The organism is Chromohalobacter sp. HP20-39 (assembly GCF_033052815.1).
Taxonomy (GTDB): Bacteria; Pseudomonadota; Gammaproteobacteria; order Pseudomonadales; family Halomonadaceae; genus Chromohalobacter.
The window spans coordinates 185,511-211,912 of the sequence record NZ_JAWHTP010000003.1; the positions used below are offsets into that span (position 1 = coordinate 185,511).

The 26,402-nt window shown below is 61.3% G+C and carries 23 protein-coding genes; 12 read left to right on the forward strand and 11 right to left on the reverse strand.

The annotated features are described in order from the left end of the window. Positions 1–42 precede the first annotated feature (42 nt). From folX to RVY79_RS07465, 3 genes are all read left to right on the forward strand, one after another. Positions 43–441, forward strand: coding sequence for a dihydroneopterin triphosphate 2'-epimerase (gene folX, locus RVY79_RS07455; protein ID WP_097023008.1), 399 nt, complete (start codon positions 43–45; stop codon positions 439–441). A 43-nt stretch (positions 442–484) separates the two neighbouring features. Then, positions 485–937: a hypothetical protein gene (locus RVY79_RS07460; protein ID WP_317463468.1), complete on the forward strand. Its 453-nt coding sequence runs from the start codon at positions 485–487 to the stop codon at positions 935–937. A gap of 105 nt (positions 938–1,042) precedes the next feature. Further along, the gene (locus tag RVY79_RS07465; RefSeq protein WP_317463469.1) at positions 1,043–2,500 is read left to right on the forward strand and encodes an NAD-dependent succinate-semialdehyde dehydrogenase; all 1,458 of its coding nucleotides are present in this window, start codon (positions 1,043–1,045) and stop codon (positions 2,498–2,500) included. Positions 2,501–2,629: 129 nt separating this feature from the next. Here RVY79_RS07465 and purH read toward each other — a convergent pair whose 3' ends face one another. From purH to aroQ, 7 genes are all read right to left on the reverse strand, one after another. Further along, positions 2,630–4,219 (reverse strand): bifunctional phosphoribosylaminoimidazolecarboxamide formyltransferase/IMP cyclohydrolase, encoded by a 1,590-nt coding sequence (gene purH, locus RVY79_RS07470; protein ID WP_317463470.1) that lies wholly within the window; start codon positions 4,217–4,219, stop codon positions 2,630–2,632. 100 nt (positions 4,220–4,319) lie between these two features. Next, on the reverse strand, positions 4,320–4,619 hold the full coding sequence (gene fis, locus RVY79_RS07475; RefSeq protein WP_317463471.1) for a DNA-binding transcriptional regulator Fis: 300 nt from the start codon (positions 4,617–4,619) through the stop codon (positions 4,320–4,322). Continuing rightward, positions 4,616–5,647: a tRNA dihydrouridine synthase DusB gene (dusB, locus tag RVY79_RS07480; protein WP_317463472.1), complete on the reverse strand. Its 1,032-nt coding sequence runs from the start codon at positions 5,645–5,647 to the stop codon at positions 4,616–4,618. The genes fis and dusB overlap by 4 nt, the downstream gene beginning before the upstream one ends. A 92-nt stretch (positions 5,648–5,739) precedes the next feature. Beyond that, positions 5,740–6,639 (reverse strand): 50S ribosomal protein L11 methyltransferase, encoded by a 900-nt coding sequence (gene prmA, locus RVY79_RS07485; RefSeq protein ID WP_317463473.1) that lies wholly within the window; start codon positions 6,637–6,639, stop codon positions 5,740–5,742. A 68-nt stretch (positions 6,640–6,707) separates the two neighbouring features. After that, the gene (gene accC / locus RVY79_RS07490) at positions 6,708–8,054 is read right to left on the reverse strand and encodes an acetyl-CoA carboxylase biotin carboxylase subunit (RefSeq protein WP_317463474.1); all 1,347 of its coding nucleotides are present in this window, start codon (positions 8,052–8,054) and stop codon (positions 6,708–6,710) included. A gap of 70 nt (positions 8,055–8,124) precedes the next feature. Further along, positions 8,125–8,583 carry an acetyl-CoA carboxylase biotin carboxyl carrier protein gene (gene accB, locus RVY79_RS07495; protein WP_317463475.1) on the reverse strand — a complete coding sequence of 153 codons (459 nt, stop codon included), beginning with the start codon at positions 8,581–8,583 and terminating at the stop codon, positions 8,125–8,127. A 59-nt stretch (positions 8,584–8,642) separates the two neighbouring features. Then, a complete protein-coding gene (aroQ, locus tag RVY79_RS07500; protein ID WP_317463476.1) occupies positions 8,643–9,080 on the reverse strand; it encodes a type II 3-dehydroquinate dehydratase in 438 nt (145 codons plus the stop codon). A gap of 270 nt (positions 9,081–9,350) precedes the next feature. On the opposite strand from aroQ, the gene RVY79_RS07505 reads away from it, so the two are divergent. Beyond that, positions 9,351–10,364: a DUF2333 family protein gene (locus RVY79_RS07505; RefSeq protein WP_317463477.1), complete on the forward strand. Its 1,014-nt coding sequence runs from the start codon at positions 9,351–9,353 to the stop codon at positions 10,362–10,364. Positions 10,365–10,426: 62 nt separating this feature from the next. On the opposite strand, the gene ppa is transcribed toward RVY79_RS07505, so the two are convergent. Further along, a complete protein-coding gene (ppa, locus tag RVY79_RS07510) occupies positions 10,427–10,957 on the reverse strand; it encodes an inorganic diphosphatase (protein ID WP_246900836.1) in 531 nt (176 codons plus the stop codon). Between the two features lie 262 nt (positions 10,958–11,219). Here ppa and RVY79_RS07515 point away from each other — a divergent pair, with 262 nt between their 5' ends. Then, positions 11,220–12,866 (forward strand): protein kinase domain-containing protein, encoded by a 1,647-nt coding sequence (locus RVY79_RS07515; RefSeq protein WP_411161718.1) that lies wholly within the window; start codon positions 11,220–11,222, stop codon positions 12,864–12,866. A gap of 16 nt (positions 12,867–12,882) precedes the next feature. On the opposite strand, the gene gatB is transcribed toward RVY79_RS07515, so the two are convergent. From gatB to gatC, 3 genes are read right to left on the reverse strand one after another with little or no spacing between them, the layout of a single operon-like run. After that, positions 12,883–14,334, reverse strand: a complete 1,452-nt coding sequence (gatB, locus tag RVY79_RS07520) for an Asp-tRNA(Asn)/Glu-tRNA(Gln) amidotransferase subunit GatB (RefSeq protein ID WP_317463903.1) — start codon at positions 14,332–14,334, stop codon at positions 12,883–12,885. Next, entirely contained in the window at positions 14,334–15,794 is a 1,461-nt protein-coding gene (gene gatA / locus RVY79_RS07525; protein WP_317463480.1) for an Asp-tRNA(Asn)/Glu-tRNA(Gln) amidotransferase subunit GatA, read from the reverse strand. Before gatA ends, gatB begins: the two co-directional genes overlap by 1 nt. A gap of 41 nt (positions 15,795–15,835) precedes the next feature. After that, the gene (gene gatC / locus RVY79_RS07530) at positions 15,836–16,123 is read right to left on the reverse strand and encodes an Asp-tRNA(Asn)/Glu-tRNA(Gln) amidotransferase subunit GatC (RefSeq protein WP_317463481.1); all 288 of its coding nucleotides are present in this window, start codon (positions 16,121–16,123) and stop codon (positions 15,836–15,838) included. 190 nt (positions 16,124–16,313) lie between these two features. Between gatC and RVY79_RS07535 the strand changes: the two genes are divergently transcribed. The 7 genes from RVY79_RS07535 (at position 16,314) to tldD (ending at position 26,373) form a co-directional block, all read left to right on the forward strand. Then, a complete protein-coding gene (locus RVY79_RS07535; protein WP_317463483.1) occupies positions 16,314–17,351 on the forward strand; it encodes a rod shape-determining protein in 1,038 nt (345 codons plus the stop codon). A gap of 121 nt (positions 17,352–17,472) precedes the next feature. Then, complete coding sequence (gene mreC / locus RVY79_RS07540) at positions 17,473–18,396, forward strand: rod shape-determining protein MreC (protein ID WP_317463904.1); 924 nt, start codon at positions 17,473–17,475, stop codon at positions 18,394–18,396. Then, positions 18,393–18,875 carry a rod shape-determining protein MreD gene (gene mreD / locus RVY79_RS07545; protein ID WP_317463484.1) on the forward strand — a complete coding sequence of 161 codons (483 nt, stop codon included), beginning with the start codon at positions 18,393–18,395 and terminating at the stop codon, positions 18,873–18,875. Before mreC ends, mreD begins: the two co-directional genes overlap by 4 nt. Positions 18,876–18,929: 54 nt before the next feature. Then, the gene (locus RVY79_RS07550; RefSeq protein ID WP_317463486.1) at positions 18,930–19,532 is read left to right on the forward strand and encodes a Maf family protein; all 603 of its coding nucleotides are present in this window, start codon (positions 18,930–18,932) and stop codon (positions 19,530–19,532) included. Between the two features lie 31 nt (positions 19,533–19,563). Continuing rightward, entirely contained in the window at positions 19,564–21,027 is a 1,464-nt protein-coding gene (gene rng, locus RVY79_RS07555) for a ribonuclease G (RefSeq protein WP_317463487.1), read from the forward strand. Positions 21,028–21,031: 4 nt separating this feature from the next. Then, positions 21,032–24,922, forward strand: a complete 3,891-nt coding sequence (locus RVY79_RS07560) for a YhdP family protein (protein ID WP_317463488.1) — start codon at positions 21,032–21,034, stop codon at positions 24,920–24,922. Then, positions 24,919–26,373, forward strand: a complete 1,455-nt coding sequence (gene tldD / locus RVY79_RS07565; RefSeq protein ID WP_317463489.1) for a metalloprotease TldD — start codon at positions 24,919–24,921, stop codon at positions 26,371–26,373. Before RVY79_RS07560 ends, tldD begins: the two co-directional genes overlap by 4 nt. Positions 26,374–26,402 lie beyond the last annotated feature (29 nt).

Genomic DNA, 26,402 nt, shown 5'->3' on the forward strand with positions numbered 1-26,402 from the left:
GCCGCGTGTGACGCGCGTTTCGCACTTTAGGAGAAATGCCGCATGGCTTTACATGCCCTGAACGATCAGCACCTCGATCACGATCTGGCGACGATTAGCATCAAGAATCTGCGCCTACGTACCCATATCGGTATCAAGGACGAGGAAATCCAGAACCGCCAAGATGTGGTGATCAATGCCACCATTCGTTATCGGGCCGAGCGTGCGGTCAAGTTCGATCATATCGAGCAGGCGCTCAATTATCGTACGATCACCAAGCACATCATCGGCTATGTCGAGGATAACCGCTTCCTCTTGCTGGAGCGCATGACCCGCGAAGTCCTGGATATCATCATGAGTTACGAGCAGGTCCTCACGGCGCAGGTGGAAATCGATAAGCCCTTCGCGCTGCGTTTTTCCGACTCCGTGTCGGTGACGCTATCGGACTCGCGACTAGACTGAGGTGATATGACCATGCCATCGGAACCTGGTCGGGAGTCACGTCGTGAAGGGTAAGCTGGAAAGCTTCGACGATGCGGCCCAGCGCGGCGTGATCGTCGGCGACGATGGATATCGTTATACGTTCACATTGACCGAGTGGCGTGGTCGGGGCCTTCCCAGGGAAGGCAGTCGGCTACGCTTCGATGGCGATGCCGGCCGCGCCGAGCAGGTGTTCGATGCGCCCGTCCCTCAGCGCACTGCGCGGCAAAGGCGTGACGATCAGGGGCAGGTCAAATCCTCCTTATTGTCTCCTTGGGCGGTGCTGGCGCTGGTGCTCGTCACCGTCGCGCCGCTGTTGGCGTCTTATATGCTGCTCGTCGATGCGCTGGCGGTGCTACTGGCAGTGCTCGGGATCCGGCAGGTACGGCGTTCGCCGTCGCGTTACAGAGGGCAGGCGCTGTGCGGGGCCGCCATCGCCATCGCGGTGCTGAGTCTCTTTATCTGGGGGGTGGGGTGAATGTCATGTCATTGCGCGCTGCGTTTGGTGGCATCAAGAGACTCGGCATAAGATGAATTCACGGCGACGGCCAGCGTCGCCCTCATTGTCAGGAAGGAGAACGCCATGGAGTCCCTTCAGGAGAACTCGCTGTTTCGTCCCTTTGCCTATATCGATGGCAATTGGGTGGCAGCGGACAGCGGCGAGCAGATCGAGGTTGACGATCCGGCCACCGGTGAGATCGTGGGGCGCATGCCCAAACTGGGGCGTGCCGAGACCGAGCGTGCCATCGAAGCCGCCGAGTCGGCCTGGCCGGCGTGGCGGGGGCTGACTGCCCAGGAGCGTGCAGATACTCTGATGAAATGGTACGACCTGATGCTCGAGCATCAGGACCAACTGGCGGCGATCATGACCGCCGAGCAGGGCAAGCCTCTCAAGGAGGCGGCTGGCGAGATCGTCTATGCGGCGAGCTTCCTGCGCTGGTTCGCCGAGGAAGCGCGGCGCGTCTACGGCGACACCATTCCCGCAGCCAAGTCCAACCAGCGCATCGTGGTGCTCAAGCAACCGGTCGGTGTCGTCGGGGCGATCACGCCGTGGAATTTCCCGTCGTCGATGATCACCCGCAAGGCGGCTGCGGCGTTGGCGGCAGGCTGCCCGATCGTCATCAAGCCCGCCAGCCAGACGCCGTTTTCCGCGACCGCGCTGGCGGCGTTGGCCGAACAAGCCGGCGTGCCGCGCGGCGTGTTCAACGTGGTGCCGGGCCGTGCCAGCGAGATCGCCAAGGCGATGACCGAATCGCCCGTGGTGCGCAAGATCACCTTTACCGGCTCGACCGAGGTGGGCAGCCAATTGATGGCCGGTGCCGCTGAGCATATCCAGAAGGTGTCGCTGGAACTAGGCGGCAATGCGCCCTTTCTGGTCTTCGAGGACGCCGATCTCGATGCCGCCGTCGAGGGAGCGATGGCCAGCAAGTTCCGCAACGCTGGCCAGACTTGCGTGTGCACTAACCGCTTTTTGGTGCAGTCCAGCGTGATCAATGCCTTCAGTGAAAAGCTGGCGGCTGCCATGAACAGCGAATTGCATGTCGGCCCGGGCACCGAAGAGGGCGTGAATATCGGCCCGTTGATTGACGATGATGCCGTCACCAAGGTCTCCGAGCATATCCAGGATGCCATCGACAAGGGCGCCGAGCTGTTGTTGGGTGGGCACACGCACCCTCTGGGTGGGCGTTTCTTCACGCCGACACTGGTGAGCCATGCCAATGCCGATATGAAGGTCGCGCATGAGGAAACTTTCGGGCCGTTGGCGGCGGTGATTCCGTTCGACGACGAGGAAGACGCCGTGCAGATGGCCAATGACACGCGCTTTGGGCTGGCATCCTACTTCTATGCCAACGACCTGAGCCGTGTATGGCGCGTGGCCGAAGCGCTGGAGTACGGCATGGTCGGCATCAATACGGGGTTGATCTCTAACGCCAGCGCACCGTTCGGAGGCACCAAGGCCTCGGGGCTGGGGCGTGAAGGCTCCAAGTACGGTCTCGCCGAATACATGGAAACCAAGTATCTGTGCATGGACCTGGGCTGATCGGGCTTCGCCCGGAGCTCGATGCTTGAAGAGCGGCGCTGCGCGCCTGGAAGCATGAAGAAAAGCCCCCTGTCGGATGATCCGGCAGGGGGTTTTTGCTTTCGGCGTCGCTCAGGCTGGCTTCGAGCGTCAGTGCCTGAAGTGGCGCATGCCGGTGAAGACCATGGCGATGCCGGCTTCGTTGGCGGCATCGATCACTTCTTGGTCACGCATCGAGCCGCCAGGCTGGATGACGGCAGTGATGCCGGCTTCAGCGGCGGCATCGATGCCATCGCGAAAGGGGAAGAAAGCATCTGATGCCATCACCGAACCGGGCACTTCCAGGCTTTCATCGGCGGCCTTGATGCCAGCGATCTTGGCTGAGTAGACGCGGCTCATCTGCCCGGCTCCCACGCCGATGGTCTGGCCGTGCTTGGCGTAGACGATGGCGTTGGATTTGACGAACTTGGCGACCTTCCAGGCGAATTCGAGATCGCTTAGTTCCTGCTCACTGGGAGCGCGTTCAGTGACGGTGCGCAACTCATTCGATCCGACCATGCCCTGATCGCGGTCCTGAACCAGGAGCCCACCAGTGACACGTTTGAGGTCATGGGCGCGTCGCGGCTGACTGGGCCAGTGCTCGCTGACATCGAGCAAGCGCACGTTTTTCTTCCCGGCGACGATCTCGGCGGCGGCATCGTCGATGCCCGGCGCGATGATGACTTCCACGAACTGGCGGTCGACGATGGCACTTGCCGTATCGGCGTCCAGCGGGCGGTTGAAGGCGATGATACCGCCGAAGGCGCTGGTGGGGTCGGTAGCGAACGCGCTCTTATAGGCCGCGAGCGGCGTGTCGGCAACGGCGACGCCGCAAGGGTTGGCATGCTTGACGATGACGCAGGCGGTCTCGCTGAAGGCCTTGACGCACTCGAAGGCGGCGTCGGTATCGGCGACGTTATTGAACGACAATGCCTTGCCCTGACGCTGCTTTGCCGTCGTTACGCTGGCTTCGGTGGCGTCTGATTCGGCGTAGAAGGCCGCCTGTTGATGCGGGTTTTCACCGTAGCGCATCGCCTGTTTTTTCTGGAACTGTACGTTATAAGTGCGCGGGAAGTTCGCCTCGCCACCTTCCACCAGGGTGCCCAGATAGTTGGCGATGGCACCGTCGTAACCGGCGGTATGCTCAAAGGCCTTGACCGCCAGGTCGAAACGCAGCGGTGCGCCGACGCCGCCATGTGTGCGTAGGTCATCGAGCACGCGGTCGTAGTCGGACGCATTGACCACGACGCTGGTGTGCGCGTGGTTCTTGGCGCAGGCGCGGATCATGGTGGGGCCGCCGATGTCGATGTTCTCGATGGCCTCTTCCAGCGTGCAACCGTCACGTGCGATGGTCTCGGCGAAGGGGTAGAGATTGACTACGACCATATCGATAGCGTCGATGCCATGCTCGGCCATCACCTCATCGTCCTGCCCACGACGGCCGAGAATGCCGCCGTGAATCTTGGGGTGCAGTGTCTTGACGCGACCATCCATGATTTCCGGGAAGCCGGTGTGTTGCGAGACTTCCGTGACCGGGATGCCGTGTTCATTGAGCAGGCGAAAGGTGCCGCCGGTGGAGAGCAGGGCGACGCCGTGCGTGCTGAGTTCGCGGGCGAAATCGACGATGCCGGTCTTATCGGACACGCTGATCAATGCGCGACGCACGGGCTGGGGAGACGAGGATGCGGTGTGATCGGCCATGAGGCTCCACTCTTGAAAGATGAGGGACGATTGACGCCAGACTGTAGCGTGAAACGTTAAGGGCGCCTGGCGAGGGCGCCCCTGTCAGATCGGTTCGGACTCAGATCAGGTCGTACTGTTTGAGCTTCTTGCGCAGAGTGCCGCGATTGAGGCCCAGCATGTCGGCGGCACGTGTCTGGTTGCCGTCGGCATAGCGCATCACAGCCTCCAGCAAGGGGACTTCGACTTCGGTCAGCACCATGGCATAGAGGTCGCTGACCGTTTCGCCGTCCAGGTGGCCGAAGTAGCGCTGCATGGCGAGCTCGACCGACTCACGCAGGGTTTGCTGGTGCGCTGGCGATGCCGTGGAGGTGGCATCGAACGTATTCTGATCGATGGGAAATGCTTGCCTGCTGGTCATGCTGCATTGCTTCCATTTGAGGCCAACGCCGGGGCATCGTAGGTGAGCGCATCCACGAAGCGGTGTTGGGCCGAGGGCTGTTCCAGAATGTTGAAGCGTGCGCGCAATGCCGCCGCTTGTGGGCGAGTGGCGAGATACCAGCCCATATGCTTGCGTGCGATACGCACCCCCATGTGTTCACCGTAAAAGGCATGCAGTGCCTCGAGATGATGGTGCATCACGGCGGCAATCTCTGTGGGCGTCGGGTGCGCCAAGTGGTCACCGGTACGTAAGTAGTGTTCGATCTCGCGAAAGATCCACGGATTGCCTTGGGCGCCGCGTCCGATCATGACCGCGTCGGCTTTAGTGTAGTCGAGGACATGGGCGGCTTTCTCGGCGCTGTTGATATCGCCATTGGCGAATATCGGCAGCGACACCGCTTGCTTGATAGCAGCGATGGTGTCGTATTCGGCGTCGCCGCGGTAACGCTGCTCGCGGGTACGGCCATGCACCGCGAGTGCCTGGATGCCGGCGTCCTCGGCCAACTGTGCCACGCGTATGCCGTTGCGCGACTCCGCGCACCAGCCGGTACGAATCTTCAATGTCACCGGCACGTCTACGGCGGCGACGACCGCCTCGAGAATTGCCGCGACCAAGCGCTCATCGCGCAGCAACGCGGAGCCGGCGGCCTTGTTGCATACCTTCTTGGCGGGGCATCCCATGTTGATATCGATGATCTCGGCGCCGTGCGCGACATTGAGACGCGCGGCCTCGGCGAGCATTTCTGGGTCGCCACCGGCGATTTGTATATCGCGCGGGCCGGGTTCACCGGTATGGTCGAGGCGCTGGCGCGACTTGCGCGTATGCCACAGGCGCGCGTCGGCGGTGACCATTTCCGAGACGACCAAGCCTGCGCCGAGCTCTCGGCACAACTGCCGAAACGGGCGGTCGGTCACGCCCGCCATGGGCGCGAGAATCGCCCGGTTGGGCAATGTATAAGGGCCGATGCACGGCAACGGCGTCGCCGGAGATGGGACGTGGGTCGGCATCACAAGAGGTCTAGGTGGTTAAAGCCGTCTATGATAGCCGCCGGGGCGACGTTCTTGAAGGGGCGTTTCGTCGACCCTGGCGCGGTGTTTCTTCATGAGGTGGCGACACCAGTGATACGCACCCAGCCTTCACGTTCACAGGGGGCGTCCAGGAGGATTCCCTGAGCACGATAGGCCTCCATGACGTCTTCTGCTTGTCCCGCGAGAATCCCCGACAAAGCGAGGCGGCCGCCGGGGGCGAGATACTCGCAAAGGGTTGGCGCCAGCTCGATCAGCGGGCCGGAGAGAATATTGGCGACCACGACCTCGTAGCGTTGTGCCGGGAGTCGCTCCGGATAGCAAAGCGACAAACGCTCATCGGCGATGGCATTGCGCTGGGCGTTTTCACGGCTCGCTTGCAGCGCCTGTGGGTCGATATCGGTGCCCGTGGCGTGCTCGGCTCCCAGCTTGAGCGCGGCGATGGCCAGAATACCGGAGCCACAACCGAAATCGAGCACCTTGCTCGCGTCGAGATCGAGGCCGTCGAGCCAGCCAAGGCACAGCGCGGTGGTGGGATGCGTCCCGGTGCCGAAGGCCAGGCCCGGGTCGAGCAGCAGATTGACGGCATTGGGCTCGGGGGCGGCGTGCCAACTGGGGATTACCCATAGCCGTTCGCCCATCTTGAGCGGAGCGAAATCGTCCATCCACTCGCGTTCCCAGTCGCGGTCAGCGAGCAGCTCGTAGTCGATCTCGGGGCACGGTTCGTCGGCCATCTCGGCGGCCCACTGCTGGCGTACCCGGTCGAGCATCGGTTCGATACCTTCCAGGTCGTCGTAGAGGCCGGTCAGCACGGTTTCGTCCCAGAGTGGCGTGGTGCCACTTTCAGGCTCGAAGACGGGGTCGTCGTAAGCGTCCTGAAGGGTGATGGCCTGGGCGCCTTCGGCCAGCAACAGTTCTTCCAGGATCTCGGCATGCTGCGGGGCGATGTGCGCCTTGAGTTGCAACCAGGTCATGGGGCCTCCTTGGGCATCAACGCAAACGGGACGGCCAAGGCCGCCCCGTGTCGAGTCGCGTGGGCTGATCAGGTCAGGCCAAGCTTCTTCTCGAGGTAGTGAATGTTTACCCCGCCTTGCTGGAACGCGCTGTCGCGGACCAGATCCTTCTGTAGATCGATGTTGGTCTTGATGCCTTCGACCAGCAGTTCGTCGAGGGCATTGCGCATGCGCGTCAGCGCGGTCTCGCGACTCGCCCCCCAAGTGATCAACTTACCGAGCAGCGAATCGTAGTGCGGCGGCACGCTATAGCCGGTGTAAATATGCGAATCCATGCGCACACCCAGGCCACCCGGAGCGTGGTAGAGATCGATCTTGCCGGGCGAAGGCATGAAGGTGCGCGAGTCTTCGGCGTTAATCCGGCACTCGAAGGAATGACCGTTGAGTTGAACGTCTTCCTGAGAGATGGACAACGGATGACCGGACGCGATACGCAGTTGTTCCTTGACGATGTCCACGCCAGTGACCATCTCGGAGACCGGGTGTTCGACCTGAACGCGCGTGTTCATCTCGATGAAGAAGAACTGTCCATTTTCGTACAAGAACTCGAAGGTCCCTGCGCCGCGATAGTTGATCTCGATGCAGGCATCGACGCAGGCCTTGAGCACATTCGCACGGGCCTCGGGATCGAGCTGGGGGGCGGGAGCTTCTTCCAACACCTTCTGGTGGCGCCGCTGCAGGGAGCAGTCGCGATCGTAGAGGTGGATGGCGTTGCCCTGGCCATCGGCCAGCACCTGAACCTCGACGTGACGCGGATTCTCGAGAAACTTCTCCATGTACAGTGTGCCGTCGCCGAATGCCGAATTGGCCTCGTTGCGCGTCACACTGACCGAGGAGAGCAGGCTGCCTTCGCTGTGCACCACACGCATGCCGCGTCCGCCACCGCCGGCGGCCGCCTTGATGATGACCGGGTAACCGATGCGTTCGGCGGTAGCTAGAATGGCTGCGTCGTTATCCTCGGGCAGTGGGCCGTCGGAGCCGGGTACGGTGGGTACGCCTGCCTCTTTCATCGCCGAAATGGCGCTGACCTTGTCGCCCATCATGCGGATAGTTTCGGCACGTGGGCCGACGAACACGAACCCCGAACGCTCGACCTGCTCGGCGAAGTTGGCGTTCTCGGAGAGAAAGCCATAGCCGGGATGGATAGCACTGGAGTCGGTGACCTCGGCGGCACTGATCAGCGCAGGGATATTCAGATAAGACTGTGCGGAGGAGGCGGGCCCGATGCAAACGGCTTCGTCGGCCAGGCGCACGTGCATGAGTTCACGGTCGGCCTTGGAATGGACCGCCACGGTCTTGATGCCCAACTCCTTGCAGGCGCGCAGTACGCGAAGGGCGATCTCGCCACGATTGGCAATGAGTACCTTGTCCAACATAGTGTCGTCCGTCTCTATGTAAGCTCGGAAGCGGTTCGCGATCGACCGTCAAGGATGATCGCAAACGACTTCAAGAGATGATGACCATCGGCTGGTCGAATTCGACCGGCTCGCCGTCTTCGACCATGATGGCTTCGATCACGCCATCCTGATCGGCCTCGATCTGGTTCATCATCTTCATGGCTTCGACGATGCACACGGTCTCGCCTTTCTTGACGCTCTGACCAACTTCCACGAATGGTTTGGCGCCCGGTGCCGGCGAGCGGTAAAAAGTGCCGACCATGGGGGAGGTCACCGGGTGTCCGCTGGGTCCTGCGGGTGCTGCTTCGACCTCCGGAGCGGCCGCTGCGCTCGGTGCGGCGGGGGCGGGTGCTGCGGCGGGAGCGGGGGCCTGAGCTGCGGGCGGTGCGCTAAAACCACCGGTGTGGCGGCTAATGCGTACGGACTCCTCGCCTTCCTGGATTTCGATTTCGCTGATGTTGGACTCTTCCAGGAGTTCGATGAGTTTTTTGACCTTGCGAATATCCATAAGCCTGTCTCGATCAATGTAAATGTGAGGTGGCGTGGCTTGCCATCGGAGCGATGCGGTCAGCCGAGCTGGCGGAGTGCGGCTTCCAGGGCAAGCTCATAACTGTCGGCGCCGAATCCGGCAATGACGCCGCGAGCGACATCCGAAAAATACGAGTGCGCGCGAAACGGCTCGCGCGCATGCACGTTTGAAAGATGCAGCTCGATGAAAGGAATGGCGACACCCGTGAGCGCGTCGCGCAGGGCAACGCTGGTATGCGTAAAGGCGGCGGGGTTGATCAGGATGAAGTCGGTCCCGTCGTCACGCGCCGAGTGCACACGTTCGACCAGTAAGTGTTCGGCGTTGGATTGCAGCCAGTCGAGTCGATGGCCGGCATCCAACGCGCGTTGGGTCAGACGCAGGTGGATATCCTCGAGGGTAGTGGTGCCGTAAACGCCTGGCTCGCGTGTACCGAGCAGGTTGAGGTTAGGGCCGTTGAGTACGAGAAGATTCGCCATGTCATGAGTCCAGATCGACGCTGTTAACCTGTTCAGGATTGGCTTAGATCACGGCACGATCACGCAAGATGCCGCCGCAGGTGCCATATATCGTTAGCGTGGGCGAAGTTTGCCCAAAAACGGACGAGCTGTCTAGTTTGCAATGCATGCAGTGACTTTTTTGCTCCCGAAGGATGATGATGTTCGATCATGCACCTATTGCGGCGGCAAAGATGCGACTGCGTGGTAGGATGGAAGTCATGGCTCTCAACTTCATCACAAGGACGTCTTATGGCTCTTTTTCGCAAGCGTGAGCGTCACCAGCGCAATGTTCTGGAATCGCCCCAGTATGGCTGGATCTGGAAGCCCCTGGTTGCCTTGCTGGTCATCTACCTTGCGGTTTGCGTGGCGCTGGGTATCTGGTGGAGCCAGCGGCCCGACGACTTCAGTGTCGATGATGCCGTGGGCATACAGCGCGGTGCCGCGCAGCCGTCTGCTGCCGAGGCGGCGTCGAACGCGCCACATCCCGGCGAGACGGTGACCGCCACTACGCTGACGTTACTCGGCAGCTTGCTCGACAAGCCCGGTGGCTATTTGCGCAACGATATCGCCCCGCCTGGACTGTGGCTGGATAACATGCCGAGCTGGGAATATGGCGTGCTCGGGCAAGTGCGGGCCATGAGCGTGTCCCTCAAAGGTGCCATTACCGACAGCGATAACGACCATCTGCAACAAGTTGTCGATGCCTTGGAAACGCGTAGCGATGCCTGGCGCTTTCCGTCCGCCGAAGGGCGTTACCAAGAGGCGCGCGAGGCGCTGCGCGATTATTTGGGGCGTCTACGTGAACAGCAAGCGAGCTTCTCGCAGGATGCGTCAGCGTTGTCCGCTTGGCTAGGACGCGTGCAAGCTCGGCTCGACCAGCAGACGCAGCATCTAGCGGCAAGCGTGGGGGGCGCCGAGCGCCACAGCGTCGATATCGACACAGGCGAGGATAGCGAGAGCACCCCGTGGTGGCGCGTCGACAACGTCTTCTTCGAAGCGCGCGGGAACACCTGGGCCTTGATGCACCTGCTCAAGGCGGCCAAGCGTGACTTTGCACCGACCATCGAGGCGGCCGGGGTCGGCAAGGCATATGATCGGCTGATCGACGAGCTTGAAGCCTCGCAGGCACGCGTCTGGAGTCCGGTGGTGCTCAATGGTAGCGGCTTTGGCATTTTCGCCAATCACTCGCTGATGATGGCCAACTACACGCTGCGGGCATCGCAACTGATCCAAGAGATACGCAGCGATCTCGGGTCGCAATAAGCCTCAAAAAAACACCCCGCACGGTATCTCCGGCGCGGGGTGTTGGGCTGGCAGCGAGCGCTTCAGGCTTTGGTGTAAGCGTCGGCAGCCTTCTCGATCGCCTTGCGAGCGGCGTCGGCGCCATCCCAGGAGTCGATCTTCACCCATTTGCCCTTCTCGAGATCCTTGTAGTTCTCGAAGAAATGCGCGATCTGTTGGCGCAGCAGCTCAGGCAAGTCGGTGACTTCCTGCACGTCGTCATACAGAGCGCTCAGTTTGGAGTGCGGAACGCAGACCAGCTTGGCGTCTTCGCCGGCTTCGTCGGACATGTTGAGTACGCCGACCGGGCGCGCACGAATCACGCTCCCGGGTTGAACCGGATACGGCGTGACGACCAGTGCGTCGAGCGGATCGCCGTCGTCGGCCAGGGTGTTGTTGATGAAACCGTAGTTGGCCGGGTAGAACATCGGCGTGGCCATGAAGCGGTCGACGACCAGCGCGTCCATGTCCTTGTCGATCTCGTACTTGATCGGTGCGTGATTGGCCGGGATCTCGATCGCCACGTAGACGTCGTTGGGAAGATCCTTGCCTGCGGGAATGTTGTTGAAACTCATCGTCGAGTCCTTGCGGTTTGCAGGTTGAACACCAGCGGAAGAAAATCCGAGAAATTATACGAGTAGCGTCCAGCGTTTACCAACCGACGTGGGACGTAAATGACATCATGCAATCGTCGTCTTGCGTTGTCATGCTCCGAGAACGCGGGAATTATCCGTCTCATCATCATCGACAAGGAGACGCACGTTGACGGAAAGCAGCCTTTCTATCAGCTTCGGTCAGGCATTCGTGGCACCGGATCGGCGTCGCCATCGCAGTTCGATGTCGGTGCAGATACCCGGCGGTTCGCAATTGTCCGCCAAGGGCGCCTGCGCCCTGATCAGTGATTCCACCTGGCGTAACGCCATCGCCAAGCAGGCCGGAGACCTGAGCGTACGGGGCTTTCTCGCCGATTACTACTCGACGCCGGAGCATTGGGACGTCAAGACATCGGCGCATCGTGTGCTGCGTGCCCTGAATGGCTGGAGTTATAGCCAAAGCGCCTACATCGAAGGCGGCAGTTATATCTGCTCGCTATCGGCCATGGTGTTCCGGCATCGTGAGGTGCATCTCTTTCATATGGGGGACACCTTGGTGTTCCGCCTGCGAGGCGCCGAATTCGAGCAAATGTCTCGTGACCACGTCACCGATCTGGGCGGCTACCGCTACCCATCGCGCGCGATGGGTATGGATGGCAGTCTCGACATCGATTACGTGACGGACTCGCTCAAGCAGGGCGATCTTTTCTTGTTTACCACCCAAGCCGTGCGCGGCACTCTGCTGCCTTCGGATTTCGTGCAACTGATCCGTGCCGATGTCAGCGATCTCGATGCGGCCTGCGAGCGTCTGGCCGAAGCGGCGCTGGCCCGGGCGCAGGAGCGCGGTTACGGCGGCGATCAATTCTGCTTCCAACTGGTACGTATCGACCGGCTGCCCGAGGAGGTTGAGCCCGAGCATCCCATGACGTTGTATGGTGACTTGCCGGTACCCCCCGAATTGACCCCGGGTGAGCGTCTCGATGGGCTCGAGGTGCAGGAGGTGTTGTCGCGTACGGCCAGGTCACGCGTCTATCGCGTGCACGATGTGCGCAACGAGCAGGAGATGGTGATGAAGGCGCCCAGCCCTGAGCTGTCGCTGCGCAACGCCTATCAGGAACATTTCGCGCTTCAGCAGTGGGTGGTGCAGCGCGTCAATTCACCGTTCGTGCCCAAGGTCGTGGATCCGGCCCGACCGCGCCGTTACCAGTATTACCTTATCGATTACATCAAGGGTGAATCGCTCAGCGACTGGGCGTTGCGCCATCCCCAGGCCAGTCTCGGGGCGCGTCTGGATTTGGCGCGGCAATTGGTCAAGGCAGTGCAGGCCCTGCATCGTCGCGATGTGCTGCATCAGAACATTCATCCCGATAACCTGATGGTCGATTCGCATGGCCAACTGGTGCTGACGGATTTCGGCGCTTGCCACCTGCGCGAAAGCGATAGCCAGCAAGGTGCGCGTGAACTGGCGCGTCAGGTCGGGTTGAATGAGCACAGCGCGCCGGAATATGCGCTGGACACTGAGGTAGGGCGGCGTAGCGACCAGTATGGGTTGGCCTCGACCATCTACTGGTTGCTGACCGGGCATCAGCCCTATGCGTTGGCCCCCAACGAGTTACGCAGCCATACCGATCTCGAACGCATGAGTTACACCAGTGCACGCCGCTACAATCCTGCCATCGATGCCGAGCTCGATAGCGCCCTGCGGCGTGCGCTCGATCCCCAGCGTGCGCTGCGGTTTCGGCGCCTGGGCGAGTTTGCCTCCCATCTACGCACGCCCAAGCGCCGCGACGATCCCAAGGCCCGCCAGCCATGGCAACAACCGGCCACGCTATGGAAAGTCGTGGCCGGCGTGCTGTTGCTACTGTTGTTGCTGTCCTGGTGGCTGGGGTAAGGCCGACAGGATGCTGTCAGGTGTCATCCAACTTCTGCTTGAGCAGGCTGTTGACCTGTTGCGGATTGGCGGTGCCGCGCGAGGCTTTCATGACCTGGCCGACGAAGTAGCCGATCATCTTGCCGCGTTTGGCTTCTTCGGCTTCGCGGTACTGGGCGACCTGAACCGGGCTGTCGGCGATGACCTGGTCGATCATGCCTTCGATGGCGCCGGTGTCGGTGACCTGCTTGAGGCCGCGTGCGTCGATGATGGCATCGGCGCTGTTCGCCTCACCGTCCCAGAGTGCCTGGAAGACTTGCTTGGCGGCTTTGCCACTGATGGTGTCGTCCATCACGCGCTGAATAAGGCCGCCGAGCTGTTCGGCCGTGACCGGGCTGTCGCCGATTTCCAGGTTTTCGCGGTTGAGGTTGGCGGATAGTTCGCCTTGTACCCAGTTGGCGGCTTGCTTGGCATCGTCACAAGTTTCTTTGACGGCTTCGAAGTATTCGGCCATGGCGCGGCTTGAAGCCAGCACGCCGGCATCGTAGGCGGAAAGACCTAGCTGGTTTTCAAAGCGGTGACGCTTTTCGCTGGGCAACTCGGGCATGCGTGCGCGCTGGTGGTCGACATAGGCACTGTCGAGGGTGACCGGCAGCAAGTCGGGGCAGGGGAAGTAGCGGTAGTCGTTGGCTTCCTCTTTGGTACGCATGCCACGTGTCTCGTCACGTTCGGGGTCGAACAGCCGGGTTTCTTGAAGGACCTTGCCGCCGTCCTCGATGAGTTCTATCTGGCGCTCGACCTCGAAGGCGATGGCCTTCTCGACGAAACGAAACGAGTTGACGTTCTTGATTTCCGCACGTGTGCCGAATGCCGCCTGGCCTTTGGGGCGCACCGAGACGTTGACGTCACAGCGCATCGAGCCTTCCGCCATGTTGCCGTCGGAGATGCCGAGATAGGTGACGATGGCATGCAGCGCCTTGATATAGGCGACTGCCTCCTTGGCCGAACGCATGTCGGGTTCGGAAACGATCTCCAAAAGCGGCGTGCCGGCGCGGTTGAGGTCGATGCCGGTCATGCCGTGATAGTCCTCGTGGAGCGACTTGCCGGCGTCTTCCTCAAGATGGGCGTGATGAATGCGAATCGTGCGCACTGACCCGTCATCGAGGGTGATTTCGACATTACCGGGACCGACGATGGGCTGCGCCATTTGGCTGGTCTGATACCCCTTGGGCAGGTCCGGATAGAAGTAGTTCTTGCGCTCGAACAGCGAGGTCTCAGGAATCTCGGCATCAATGGCGAGGCCGAATTTCACCGCCATGGCCACGGCGTTTTCATTGAGCACCGGTAGCACGCCGGGCATGCCGAGGTCGACGGCGCAGGCCTGCGTGTTGGGCTCGGCGCCGAAGGCGGTGGATGCGCCGGAGAATATCTTGGATTGAGTGGCGAGCTGAACGTGAACCTCGAGCCCGATCACGGTTTCCCACTGCATCATGCCGTCTCCTTGCCAAATGCCGGACGCTTGAGGTGCCAGTCGGTGGCTTGCTGGAACTGGTGCGCTACGCCGAGCAATTGGGCTTCGGCGAAGTGTGGGGCCAGTACCTGGAGGCCTACCGGACGGTTACCGGCAAAGCCGGCGGGAACGCTGATACCCGGAATACCGGCCAGGTTGACGGCGATGGTGTAGATATCCTGCAGATACATGGACACCGGATCTTTCTGCGCGCCGAGGTCGAAGGCGGGCGTCGGTGCGGTCGGGCCCATCAGCACGTCAACCTCGTCGAAAGCGTCGAGGAAGTCCTGACGGATCAGGCCACGCACCTGTTGTGCCTTGAGGTAGTAGGCATCGAAGAACCCTTCGGAGAGCGTATGCGTGCCGATCAGAATGCGCCGCTTGACTTCTTCGCCGAAGCCTTCTGCGCGTGTGCGCTTATACAGATCTTCGAGATCCGTCGGATCATCGCAGCGGTGGCCGAAGCGCACGCCGTCATAGCGCGAGAGGTTGGAAGAGGCTTCCGCCGGGGCGATGACGTAGTAAGCGGGGATCGCCAGATGTGTATGCGGCAGGCTGACCTCGCATACCTTGGCGCCTAGCGATTCATAGACCTTGATCGCCTCGCGCACCGCGGTTTCGACCTCGGGATCGAGGCCGTCGCCGAAGTACTCCTTGGGCAAGCCGATCTTGAGGCCGGAAAGCGAGGTGTCGAGCTCGGCGGTGTAGTTGGGTACGACGCGTGCCACGCTGGTGGAATCGCGAACGTCGTGGCCGGCGATCGTTTCGAGCAGCAGGGCGCAATCGGCGGCGGTGCGCGCTAGCGGACCGCCCTGGTCGAGGCTCGAGGCATAGGCCACCATGCCATAGCGCGAGACCCGACCGTAGGTGGGCTTTAGACCCGTGATGCCGCAAAAGGCCGCCGGTTGGCGGATCGAGCCGCCGGTATCGGTTCCCAGCGCGGCGGGCACAAGTCCTGCGGCGACGGCGGCCGCGCTACCGCCCGAGGAACCGCCGGGCACGGCGCTCAGGTCCCATGGGTTCTTGACCGGCCCATAGAAGCTGTTCTCATTGGACGAGCCCATGGCGAACTCGTCCATATTGGTCTTGCCGATGTTGACGGCGCCGGCCTGGCGCAGCTTTTCGACCAGCGTGGCATCGTAGGGCGAGACGAAGTCGTCGAGCATCTTCGAGCCGCAACTGGTGCGTACGCCCTGGGTGCAGAAGATGTCCTTGAGGGCCAGCGGCAGGCCGGCGAGCGGGCCGGCATCACCGGCCTTGCGAGCGGCGTCGGCGGCGTCGGCATTGGCCAATGCCTGTTCGCTGGTCACGGTGATGAAGCTGTTGAGCTCGCCATCGAGATGCTCGATGCGTTCAAGTGCCGCTTGGCACAGCTCCCGGCTGGAGAACTCGCCCGCTTCAAGGCTGTCGGCAAGCTCCGTGAGGGTCTTGTCATGCATGGAAGAATATGACTCCTGGTTCGAATCCTGACGAGGAAACTTCACTCGACAACGCGCGGGACGAGATAGAGACCGTCCTCGGTGGCCGGGGCGCAGGCCTGAAAGCGCTCGCGCTGACTATGTTCGGTCACTTCGTCGGGGCGTAGGCGCTGAGTGGCGTCCAGCGGATGCGCTAATGGGGTGACGCCTCGGGTGTCGACGGCTTGAAGCTGATCGACCATCTCCAGAATGCGGCTCAAGTCATCGACGTAACCGGTCGCCTCATCCTCGCTCAAGCCGACGCGGGCCAGGTGGGCAGCGCGGAGCACGTCTGCATGTTCGATCGCCATATCGGGTTACCTTTGATAGATGCCGCGCGGCGCATGTCATCGCCGCGTCAATGAAGGTCTTACGCCGGAATAACCCCAGAATCTACCATATCTGGCGCGCGCTGACAGGCCTTTGCTTGCCGCGCCACCCCCGCGATGATACCGTTTGCGTCCGCACAGGGTTCCGGTCTGGACTAGGTGAAAGACTTCCATGTTTAAACGTTTACGGGGGCTTTTCTCGAGCGATCTATCGATCGACTTGGGTACCGCCAACACACTGATTTATGTACGCGGTCGCGGTATCGTGCTGGACGAGCCGTCGGTCGTGGCCATCCGCCAGTCTGGCAATATGCGCAGCGTCGCGTCCGTGGGGATCGATGCCAAGCGTATGCTGGGTCGTACCCCTGGCAATATTACTGCGATCCGTCCCATGAAGGACGGCGTCATCGCTGACTTTACCGTCACCGAGCAGATGCTCCAGCACTTCATTCGCAAGGTGCATCAAAGTACTTTCTTGACGCCGAGCCCGCGGGTTCTGGTCTGTGTGCCGTGCATGTCGACCCAGGTCGAACGGCGCGCTATCAAGGAATCCGCGGAAGGCGCCGGCGCACGTGAGGTCTTCCTCATTGAAGAGCCCATGGCAGCAGCCATTGGCGCCGGTCTGCCGGTCGAGGAAGCGACGGGGTCGATGGTCGTCGATATCGGTGGAGGGACCTCCGAGATCGCGATCATCTCGCTCAATGGCGTGGTGTATTCCGAATCGATTCGCGTGGGCGGCGATCGCTTTGATGAGGCGATCACGGCCTATGTTCGTCGCCATTATGGCAGCCTCATCGGCGAGGCGACCGCCGAGCGTATCAAGGAAGAAATCGGGTGCGCCTATCCGGGCGGTGAGTTGCGTGAAATCGATGTGCGCGGCCGCAATCTGGCTGAGGGCATTCCGCGCAGCTTCACGCTGAACTCGCACGAGATTCTCGATGCCTTGCAGGATCCGTTGTCGTCTATCGTCGCGGCAGTCAAGAGTGCCCTGGAACAATCGCCTCCCGAGCTGGCGTCGGACATTGCCGAGCGAGGCTTGGTGCTGACCGGCGGTGGCGCGTTGTTGCGTGATATTGACAAGTTGATCGCCGAGGAAACGGGGCTGCCGGTCATCGTCGCCGAGGACTCGTTGACGTGCGTGGCGCGCGGCGGCGGTAAAGCATTGGAAATGATCGATCAGCGGACCTTCGAGTTGCTGTCCAGCGAATGATGCCTCGGGTGCTCGCTTTACTTGCACCTATGCGCATGCCAGGAAGCCGCCCGCGTTGCGAGTGGCTTCAGGGGCGTATGGGGCGTAGTGAGTGCTGCGCCCTGTCTGCGGAGGAAGGCTTATCAAACCTCTGTTTTCGCATGGCCCGGTGCCCAGTTACCGCATGCTGTTATGTGCGGTTGCCGCCTTTACCTTGATGTTCGCGGATCATCGCCTGCCTTTCATGGATGATGTGCGCGCGCAACTAAGTACCGTGGTGGCGCCCGTGCAATGGGCGGTAAGCCTGCCTAGCAAGGGGTTGTCCTGGGCAGCGCTGGTCTTTTCGGATCAGCGTGCCTTGGTGGAAGAGAATCAGCGCTTGCGTCAGCAGTTGCTGACACTGTCACATCGCGTGCAGCGCATGGCGAACCTGACGGCGGAAAACGTGCGCCTACGGGAATTGCTGAACGCTGCACCACGCGATGAGGTGCCCTATATCACCGCTGATTTATTGTCGCTGGATTCCGACCCGTTCACCCAGCAGATGGTGATAGGGCGGGGGCACCGGGATGGCGTTTATGTCGGGCAACCTGTCATGGATGCTTCCGGCCTGGTTGGGCAGGTGATAGCCGTCTCCGCGTATACCAGCCGTGTGCTGATGGTGAGTGACGCTAATAATGCCGTGCCGGTCCAAGTCAATCGCAGTGGCCAGCGTTTCATAGTTCAGGGCACCGGCAAGATCGATACGCTGAGTGTTCTCAATGTGCCGGCCACCGCCGATATCAAGCAAGGCGATCTGCTCACGACCTCGGGCCTTGGGGGGCGTTTTCCCGAAGGCTATCCCGTTGCGGAAGTGACGCAGGTTGATAGGGACGACCAGCATTCTTTTGCCGATGTCGTGGCGCGGCCACTTGCGCAGCTCGAACGCTCGCGACATTTCTTGTTACTTTTTCCTTCGCCAGCAGCGGCAGCTGTCACCAGCGAACTCGCTATCGAGGCGGCGTTGAGCGTAGCGAATGGTGGGGCGGTAGAGATGCCCGGTGTCCTTGAGGAGTCACGGCCATGATGCGCTTGCCAGGGCTTCTCATGATCTGGTTCACCCTGTTGGTGAGCCTGTGTCTGCAGGTCATGCCGCTACCCGACGCATGGTTGATGTGGCGTCCCAGTTGGCTGGGCCTGGCGTTGGCCTATTGGTGCATCGCTGCACCTCAACGTGTCGGTGTCTTCCACGGGTTTGTGCTCGGCTTGCTGCTGGACCTGATCGAAGGAGCGCCCTTGGGGCAGAATGCTTTGACATTGTCGCTTCTCACGTACCTGTGTCTGCTGCTCTATCAGCGCCTGCGTGCCTATTCGATCTGGCAACAGGCGGTCTTGCTGTTCGTCTTGCTGGGCTTGATTCAACTGATCGAGCAATGGCTGCGCACGATCTTCGGTCCGGTGTCGATCCATCTGGCGTTCTTGCTGCCCGCGCTCGTAGGCGCAGCCCTGTGGCCCTGGTTGTTTACCATGATGCAAGTACTGCGGCGAAGCTTGAGAATCGTTTAACCCTGCTGTCTCGCCGCGTGTCGTGTCTGCCATTCAAACCATGAGGAAACGCATATGCCCCCATCCGGGGAAGCGTCGTTGCGCCTGGCGTCGGCCTCGCCACGGCGCCGGGATTTGTTGACCTCTATCGGTGTCGCCGTCGAGGTGGCGCCGGCCGATGTCGATGAAACGCCGCATGCAGGGGAGTTGCCTGCCGCTTATGTGGAGCGCCTGGCGAGAGACAAGGCGCAGGCTGGGGCGGTGGGGGCATCGTTACCTACATTGGGGTCGGATACGGCAGTGGTGCTGGACCAGCGTGTCCTGGGCAAGCCACGTGATCGCGAGGATGCCGTCGCCATGCTCACGGCGCTGTCAGGCACCACGCACGAAGTGATGACGGGCATTGCGGTGACCGGGCCCAATGGCATGCTGTCGACCTACGTGACGACGCAGGTGACATTGCGTGAGTTGTTGCCACATGAGATCGACGCGTATTGGCGTAGTGGCGAGCCCATCGACAAGGCCGGCGCCTATGCCATTCAAGGGTTGGCGGCGATCTTCGTCGAGCGCATCGTGGGCAGTCATTCTGCGGTGGTCGGATTGCCTCTTTTCGAGACTGCCAAGTTATTGACGCGCCAAGGTGTCTCGCTGTGGGGCGAGCGTCTGGCTGTGCCATAATGCCGACAGATAATCTGGTTAGGGGCAACGCATGAGCGGCGAGGTACTGATTAATTTGACGCCCATGGAGACGCGTGTCGCCGTGGTCGAAAACGGTGTCTTGCAGGAAGCCTTCATCGAACGCAGTCGTCGGCGTGGCATCGTAGGCAATATATATAAGGGCAAGGTGGTGCGGGTGTTGCCGGGCATGCAGGCCGCCTTCGTGGATATCGGCCTCGAGCGTGCGGCTTTCATTCATGTCAACGAAGTCGTTGCGCCCAACGCGACCATTGATGAGCACGTCACGATTTCACATTTGCTCCAGGAAGGGCAGCCGCTGGTCGTCCAGGTCACCAAGGATCCTATCGGTTCGAAAGGGGCGCGTTTGACCACGCATCTGTCGGTCCCGTCGCGCTACTTGGTGTATATGCCCGACTCCCCGCATACCGGCGTTTCCCAGCGTATCGAAGACGAAAGCGAACGCGAGCGACTCAGGACGCTGATCGAAGCCTCCCAGGCGGAAATGAGTGACAAGACGCCGGGAGGTGTGATCATTCGCACGGCCGCAGAGGGCGTGGGCCAGGAAGAGCTGGCTGCCGATATTCATTTTCTGTTGCGACTCTGGCGCAAAGTCGATGAACGTCGGCACAGTGCTGTGCCACCGGCTCTTCTTTACGACGACCTGCCCTTATTCATCCGTACGTTGCGTGATGTGATGCGTGCCGATATCGAACGCGTGCGGATCGATTCCCGCGAGAATTACGTCAAGCTCAAGGAATTCGCCAAGGAATTCATGCCCGATGTCGAGTCGTGCATCGAGTACTATCCCGGTGAGCGTCCGCTGTTCGATCTTTATAGCGTCGAAGACGAAATCCAGAAGGCGCTGGGGCGCAAGGTGCAGCTCAAATCGGGGGGGTATCTGGTCATCGACCAGACCGAGGCGATGACCACTATCGACGTCAATACAGGGGGCTATGTCGGGCATCGCAACCTCGAGGAGACTATTTTCAAGACCAATCTCGAGGCGGCCACCGCGATTGCGCGACAGCTGCGGTTGCGCAATCTGGGCGGCATTATCATCATCGATTTCATCGACATGGAAGAAGTCGAGCATCAGCGCCAAGTGTTGCGTGTCCTCGAGAAGGCGCTGGAGCGCGACCACGCCAAGAACAAGCTGACCGGTGTGACCGAGTTGGGGTTGGTACAGGTCACGCGCAAGCGTACTCGCGAAAGCCTAGAGCAGACCCTATGCGAGCCCTGCTTGACCTGCCAGGGACGCGGAACGCTCAAGACAGCGGAGACCGTGTGCTACGAAATATTTCGGGAAATCCTGCGCGAGGAGCGTGCTTACAGCCCGGAAACCTACATGGTGCTGGCTTCTCAGGGAGTAGTCGATCGACTGCTCGACGAAGAATCGACGGCAGTGGCGGACCTGGAAGTCTTTATCGGCAAGACGATTCGCTTCCAAGTCGAAGCCCATTATTCCCAGGAGCAGTACGACATCGTGCTGATGTGAGCCCATGAACGCGTTGCGAAGAGGATGGCGTTGGACGCTCACCGTCGTAGCGGTGGTATTGGGCATTATCGCGCTGGTGTTGCTGGTGCTGCGTGGCCTGGCGACGCAGGCCGATGCCTTTCGCGACGATATCGAAGCGCTGCTCGCCGAGCGTTTCAGCGTCGGTGCCGAGTTGCAGCATCTGGGGGCCGATTGGCATGGCTGGAATCCGTCGGTGACACTTTCGGGCATGACGCTGCGTGCCAAGTCACCTCAAGCGCCGCCTTTGTTGAGTCTCCAGAAGGCCTATGCACGTCTCGATACTCTGGCATCACTGCGCGTAGGCTATCCCGTTTTCGAAAGGGCCGATGTCGAACGCGCAACGCTTCATCTTTACCAGAATGCGGAAGGCGGATGGGGCTGGCCTTCGGCGGAAGTGCCCGATCAGATCGCGTCGCCGGGTCGCTTGCGCCTCGCCGATATCGATCGCTGGGTCGGTGCTCTTCTGCGTCAACGTGTCGCCATTCATGACGTGCGCGTGGTCCTGCATGGACGGCAAGACAATGTCACGCTCGTGGCGCCGCGCATGCTGATGGCGGGCGGTGACTCGCAGGCCCACCTCGAAGGACAGATGCATATCGATGGCCAACCGGATACCACCCTGAGTGCGGTGCTCGAGGTGCTGCCCGGACGCCGTGGATTGGGCGCCTTCAATGCCGCCTTGCAAGTTGATGTCAACGCCGAGGGGCTGCGAGCGTTGGGGCGGGTGTTGACTGCTCAGCAACGCTACACCTTGAAGACAGTAGAAGGCGACGCTCGGCTCTGGGCCCGCTGGCGCGATGCGCGTCTCGAGGATGTGCGCCTGCGCCTGTCGCTACCCAAGCTGGTCATCACGCGGCGCGAGGGGGCGCCGTTGGTGTTCGAGGATATCGGCATGCGTGCTCAGGCGTTGCGCGACGACGATGGCGTCTGGGACATCTGGGCCAATGGCTTGTCCGCCAAGCGTGATGGCAACGACCGCAAAGGGTTGCCCTTGCCCGAGCGTGTGCAGGCACGCATCGACGGCGACGACTGGTGGCTGCGCAGCAGTGACTTTGCCCTTGATGCGTTGGCTGTGTGGGGCGGCATGCTGCCCTTATCCGATGAACATACCCGAATGCTCGAGCACATGGCACCACGGGGGCGGGTTGCAGGCCTCGAGGTTGGGCAGCACGCGGGTCGTTGGTTTTCACGTACGGCACTGACGGGGGCTCGGGTATCGGCCTGGGACGGCATCCCTGGTGGAGGGCCGTTCAGTGCCTGGGTGACCACCGACAACGCCTCGGGCCGTGTGCGTTTTCGCCATGAGTCGGGCATGACGCTTGCCTTTCCTGATGTCTATGCCCAGCCGATCGAAGTGCAGGCCGCAAGCGGGCATGTTGAGTGGCAACGTGACGAGGACGCCTTCGACATCAAGGGCAAGGCGTTACAAGCTACCTGGCGTGGAGCTGATGTGAAGGGCTCCTTTGCGGTCCACCTGCCAGTGGCCGAGGACATACCGGGGCATCTCGATCTCGACCTGGCATTTTCCGATGTCGATGCGGTCGATACGCCGCTACTCGATTGGTTGCCCACCCAGACCATGGACGAAGAACTGCTCGATTGGCTTTCGCAGGTCGATGGACGTGTGCCCCAGGGCCATCTGTCGCTATCGCAGACGCTGACCGAACGCGAGGCACCCGAAGGCCAGTTGTTCGTCAACCCCGATGACCGCTTGCAGTTGGAGCTGGATGTCGAGCAGGGCCGGTTACCTTATGACGCAGAATGGCCCGTGCTGGAAAACGTCGCAGGTCATCTATCCATCGATAATCAAAGTCTTGTCGCCGATGTGAAGCATGCCACGAGCATGGGCTTGGAGACACATGATGCGCGGGTCCTGATGGTGGGTAATACGCTGGGTATTCGCGGGTCGGTGACGGGGACGAGCCAGTCGTTGTTGGATTATCTTGCGGCGGCGCCGCTGGAAGGTCTTGGCGATACCTTTGCCGATTGGCGTAGTGAAGGCCACGTCGAGGCCGATCTTGACTTGACGGTACCGCTGGCGATTCCCGAGATGATGACGGCCGACATTCGAGGACGTGTCGATGCCTCGCGATTGTATATCGATATGCTGCGTCTTCCGCTAACGGACGTTCAGGGTGATCTGCATTATCGTCATCACAAGGATCAGGATCTGCTGACCGGTGAGGTGAAGGCGCGCGCGCTGGGAGGGCCTCTCCATGGCAAGCTGGATGTAGGCGGTGATGGCCTCACGTTCACCGGACGAGCCAGTGCCGAGGGGCTTTGGGCTTGGGCCGGCCTGGCGCCACAGCCTGCGTTTGCCGAAGGCATGCTCCCCTACCGCGCTCGCGTGACGTTTGATGAAGAGAACAACGCAAGCGTGCGTGTCACCAGTGATCTCCAGGGGCTGGCACTGCATCTGCCGGCTCCCTTCGGCAAGTCGTTCAATGCCAAAGGGGCGTTGGAGATCACTGCCGATGTGGCTTCGGGAAGCGGACGGATCGAACTGTCGAATTGGGGGCGGGCCCGTTGGCGTACGCGAGACGAACGTTTGCAGGGCCAGGTCTGGCTGGAAGACTGGCCACAAGCTCCGCAGTGGCCGCAGCAAGATGGCTGGACGGTGGACTGGCAGCCGTCACGCCTTGACCCGCAGCAGTGGGTATCGCTGCTACGTGAACGCGATCTCAAGCGGCCGGTCACCACGCAATCGGCAGGTGAGCCGGACGATGCAGCGAGTAGTGAAAGCGAGGGTGTCGCAAGTGGCCTGCGGCGTATCGCTATTTCGACGCCCTGTGTCGTCTTTGGAAATCAATGTCGAGGTGCCTTGCAAGCCACTATCACGCCGCTCGTAAAGGGATGGCAGTTGGCGCTGGCAGGGCCCGTCGCGGCGGGGACCGCGTTGTGGCGGCCGGGCGCCGAGCGGCCGGTCGATATCGACCTCACGTATCTTGATCTCAACACTCTGTGGCCCACCGAAGATGATTCCAAGGGTGATGGCAAGGTAACGCTCAGTGATGAAATCGCCACGCCGCCGGACCCCGTGGCCTTGCCGGATGGCGTGAAGAGCTGGCCGGATGGACGTTTGCATGTCGCCGAGATACGTCGTGACGGACAAACTTTCGGTCCACTCGATGCCGACTGGCAGACATCATCGCGGCGCTTGAGCATCAAGCCGTTGTCGCTGGTGATCAATGGGGTGACAGCGAGTGGCGAGTTAACTTGGGAAGAGGCCGGGCAACGAGGCAGCCTCACCCGCGCGCGGATGACGTTGAAAGGGCGTAACCTGGGTGAAGCACTTGCGCGCCTGGGGCAGCCAGAAGTAGTCAACAGCGAAAGTGTCAATATAGAAGCGCGTTTGGCATGGCCTGGTGCGCCATGGCAATTTGCCGTTGAGCGCGCGCAAGGCAGCGTATCGCTGGCATTGACCAACGGTCGTTTCCGGCAGATCAAGTCGGCCCCGGCCAAGCTGGTGGGACTGCTCAATCTAGACAATATCTTTCGCCGCCTGACGCTGGACTTTTCCGATATCACCCAGGAGGGGACGGCCTTCAATAGCGTCAAGGGCGAAGCAACGTTGTTCGATGGCAAGCTCGTGACTCGAGGGCCGGTTGAAATCGACGGTTCGGCCACCCATTTCACCTTGCAAGGCGAGGCCGATCTCGTGCAGCGTACACTCAATCAACGACTGAGTATCACCGTGCCGGTGAGCCAGAATTTACCGCTGGCGGCTGTACTCGTCGGCGCGCCGCAGGTGGGGGTGGGGTTGTACCTTGCCGACAAACTCTTCGGTGGCTGGCTCGATAAGGCAACGCAGATACATTACCGCGTGCACGGCCCATGGTCGTCGCCGCAACTGACACTGGAAAGCGCCCGATGAACGCACTCAACGACAGCGCCTTGAATCAGGCGACCTCTTTGCTCCTCGCGCCGGGTGGTCTCGACCTATCGGCGCTGGATACCGGCTTGGCGCACGCCATGGGACCGGGCATCGACTATGCTGACTTGTACTTTCAACGTAGCTGGCAGGAAAGCTGGATACTCGAGGACGGCGAGGTCAAGGAAGCCGGGTATAACATCGACGGTGGTGTCGGCGTGCGTACTCTGACCGGAGAAAAGACCGGCTTCGCTTACTCTAACCAAATCAGCGCCGAGGCGCTGGCCGATACCGGGCGTATCGCGTCGGGTATCGCGCGGAGCGGCCAGCGCTTGCCGCCACAGGCGGTGCAGGCCGCCATGCCCACGCGCCGCTACGCCGATGTAGATCCTCTGGCAGGGCTTTCCGCCGAGGACAAAATCGCCATGCTCAAGACGGCAGATCGCGTGGCTCGCGCCGCCGACCCGTGTATTACGCAGGTCAGTGCCTCGCTGTCCGGCGTCTATGAAGTGGTGATGGTGCGCGCCAGCGATGGCACGCTTGCAGCCGATATTCGCCCCTTGGTGCGGTTCAACGTCAGTGTCATCGCCATGCGCGACGGGCGTCGCGAGCGTGGCAGTGCCGGTGGCGGCGGGCGCTATTCGATGGCGCGGTTGCGTGACGAGAACGTGTCGGAACGCTTCGCCAAGGAAGCGGTTCGTCAGGCGATGGTCAACTTGGAGGCCGTCGACGCGCCGGCTGGACAGATGCCAGTGGTACTGGGCAATGGCTGGCCTGGCATCCTGCTTCACGAAGCGGTGGGGCATGGCCTTGAAGGAGACTTCAACCGCAAGGGCAGTTCGGCCTTCGCGGGGCGTATCGGCGAACGCGTGGCCGCGCCGGGCGTCACGGTCATCGACGACGGCACCTTGGCCGACCGGCGTGGCTCGCTGAGCGTGGATGACGAAGGTACGCCGAGTCAGCGCAACACGCTTATCGAGGACGGCATCCTGAAGGGGTACATGCAGGACAAGCTCAATGCGCGCTTGATGGGTATGGCGCCGACCGGTAACGCGCGTCGCGAGTCCTATGCACACGTCACCATGCCGCGCATGACCAATACCTGCATGCTGGCCGGCCAGGATGATCCCGAGGACATCGTCAAGAGCGTCAAGCGGGGCATCTATGCGGTGAGCTTCGGCGGCGGCCAGGTCGATATCACCTCAGGACGTTTCGTGTTCTCTGCCTCCGAGGCCTATTTGATCGAGGACGGCAAGATCACCGCGCCGGTCAAGGGCGCGACCTTGATCGGCAACGGACCGGAGGTGATGCAGCAGGTCTCGATGATTGGGCACGACCTCGATCTGGATACCGGCGTGGGTGTCTGCGGCAAGGAGGGCCAGGGCGTGCCGGTCGGTGTGGGCCAGCCGACACTCAAGATCGACGAGCTCACTGTAGGCGGAACACAGTCATAAAGCTCGAAGCGGGAAGAGCGCCGCTACGC

Coding starts and splice junctions, on each gene's coding strand:
- folX (WP_097023008.1), top strand. CDS start 43: ATGGCTTTACATGCCCTGAACGATCAGCACCTCGATCACGATCTGGCG.
- RVY79_RS07465 (WP_317463469.1), top strand. CDS start 1,043: ATGGAGTCCCTTCAGGAGAACTCGCTGTTTCGTCCCTTTGCCTATATC.
- purH (WP_317463470.1), bottom strand. CDS start 4,219: ATGGCCGATCACACCGCATCCTCGTCTCCCCAGCCCGTGCGTCGCGCA.
- fis (WP_317463471.1), bottom strand. CDS start 4,619: ATGACCAGCAGGCAAGCATTTCCCATCGATCAGAATACGTTCGATGCC.
- dusB (WP_317463472.1), bottom strand. CDS start 5,647: ATGCCGACCCACGTCCCATCTCCGGCGACGCCGTTGCCGTGCATCGGC.
- prmA (WP_317463473.1), bottom strand. CDS start 6,639: ATGACCTGGTTGCAACTCAAGGCGCACATCGCCCCGCAGCATGCCGAG.
- accC (WP_317463474.1), bottom strand. CDS start 8,054: ATGTTGGACAAGGTACTCATTGCCAATCGTGGCGAGATCGCCCTTCGC.
- accB (WP_317463475.1), bottom strand. CDS start 8,583: ATGGATATTCGCAAGGTCAAAAAACTCATCGAACTCCTGGAAGAGTCC.
- aroQ (WP_317463476.1), bottom strand. CDS start 9,080: ATGGCGAATCTTCTCGTACTCAACGGCCCTAACCTCAACCTGCTCGGT.
- RVY79_RS07505 (WP_317463477.1), top strand. CDS start 9,351: ATGGCTCTTTTTCGCAAGCGTGAGCGTCACCAGCGCAATGTTCTGGAA.
- ppa (WP_246900836.1), bottom strand. CDS start 10,957: ATGAGTTTCAACAACATTCCCGCAGGCAAGGATCTTCCCAACGACGTC.
- RVY79_RS07515 (WP_411161718.1), top strand. CDS start 11,220: ATGTCGGTGCAGATACCCGGCGGTTCGCAATTGTCCGCCAAGGGCGCC.
- gatB (WP_317463903.1), bottom strand. CDS start 14,334: ATGCAGTGGGAAACCGTGATCGGGCTCGAGGTTCACGTTCAGCTCGCC.
- gatA (WP_317463480.1), bottom strand. CDS start 15,794: ATGCATGACAAGACCCTCACGGAGCTTGCCGACAGCCTTGAAGCGGGC.
- gatC (WP_317463481.1), bottom strand. CDS start 16,123: ATGGCGATCGAACATGCAGACGTGCTCCGCGCTGCCCACCTGGCCCGC.
- RVY79_RS07535 (WP_317463483.1), top strand. CDS start 16,314: ATGTTTAAACGTTTACGGGGGCTTTTCTCGAGCGATCTATCGATCGAC.
- mreD (WP_317463484.1), top strand. CDS start 18,393: ATGATGCGCTTGCCAGGGCTTCTCATGATCTGGTTCACCCTGTTGGTG.
- RVY79_RS07550 (WP_317463486.1), top strand. CDS start 18,930: ATGCCCCCATCCGGGGAAGCGTCGTTGCGCCTGGCGTCGGCCTCGCCA.
- rng (WP_317463487.1), top strand. CDS start 19,564: ATGAGCGGCGAGGTACTGATTAATTTGACGCCCATGGAGACGCGTGTC.
- RVY79_RS07560 (WP_317463488.1), top strand. CDS start 21,032: ATGAACGCGTTGCGAAGAGGATGGCGTTGGACGCTCACCGTCGTAGCG.
- tldD (WP_317463489.1), top strand. CDS start 24,919: ATGAACGCACTCAACGACAGCGCCTTGAATCAGGCGACCTCTTTGCTC.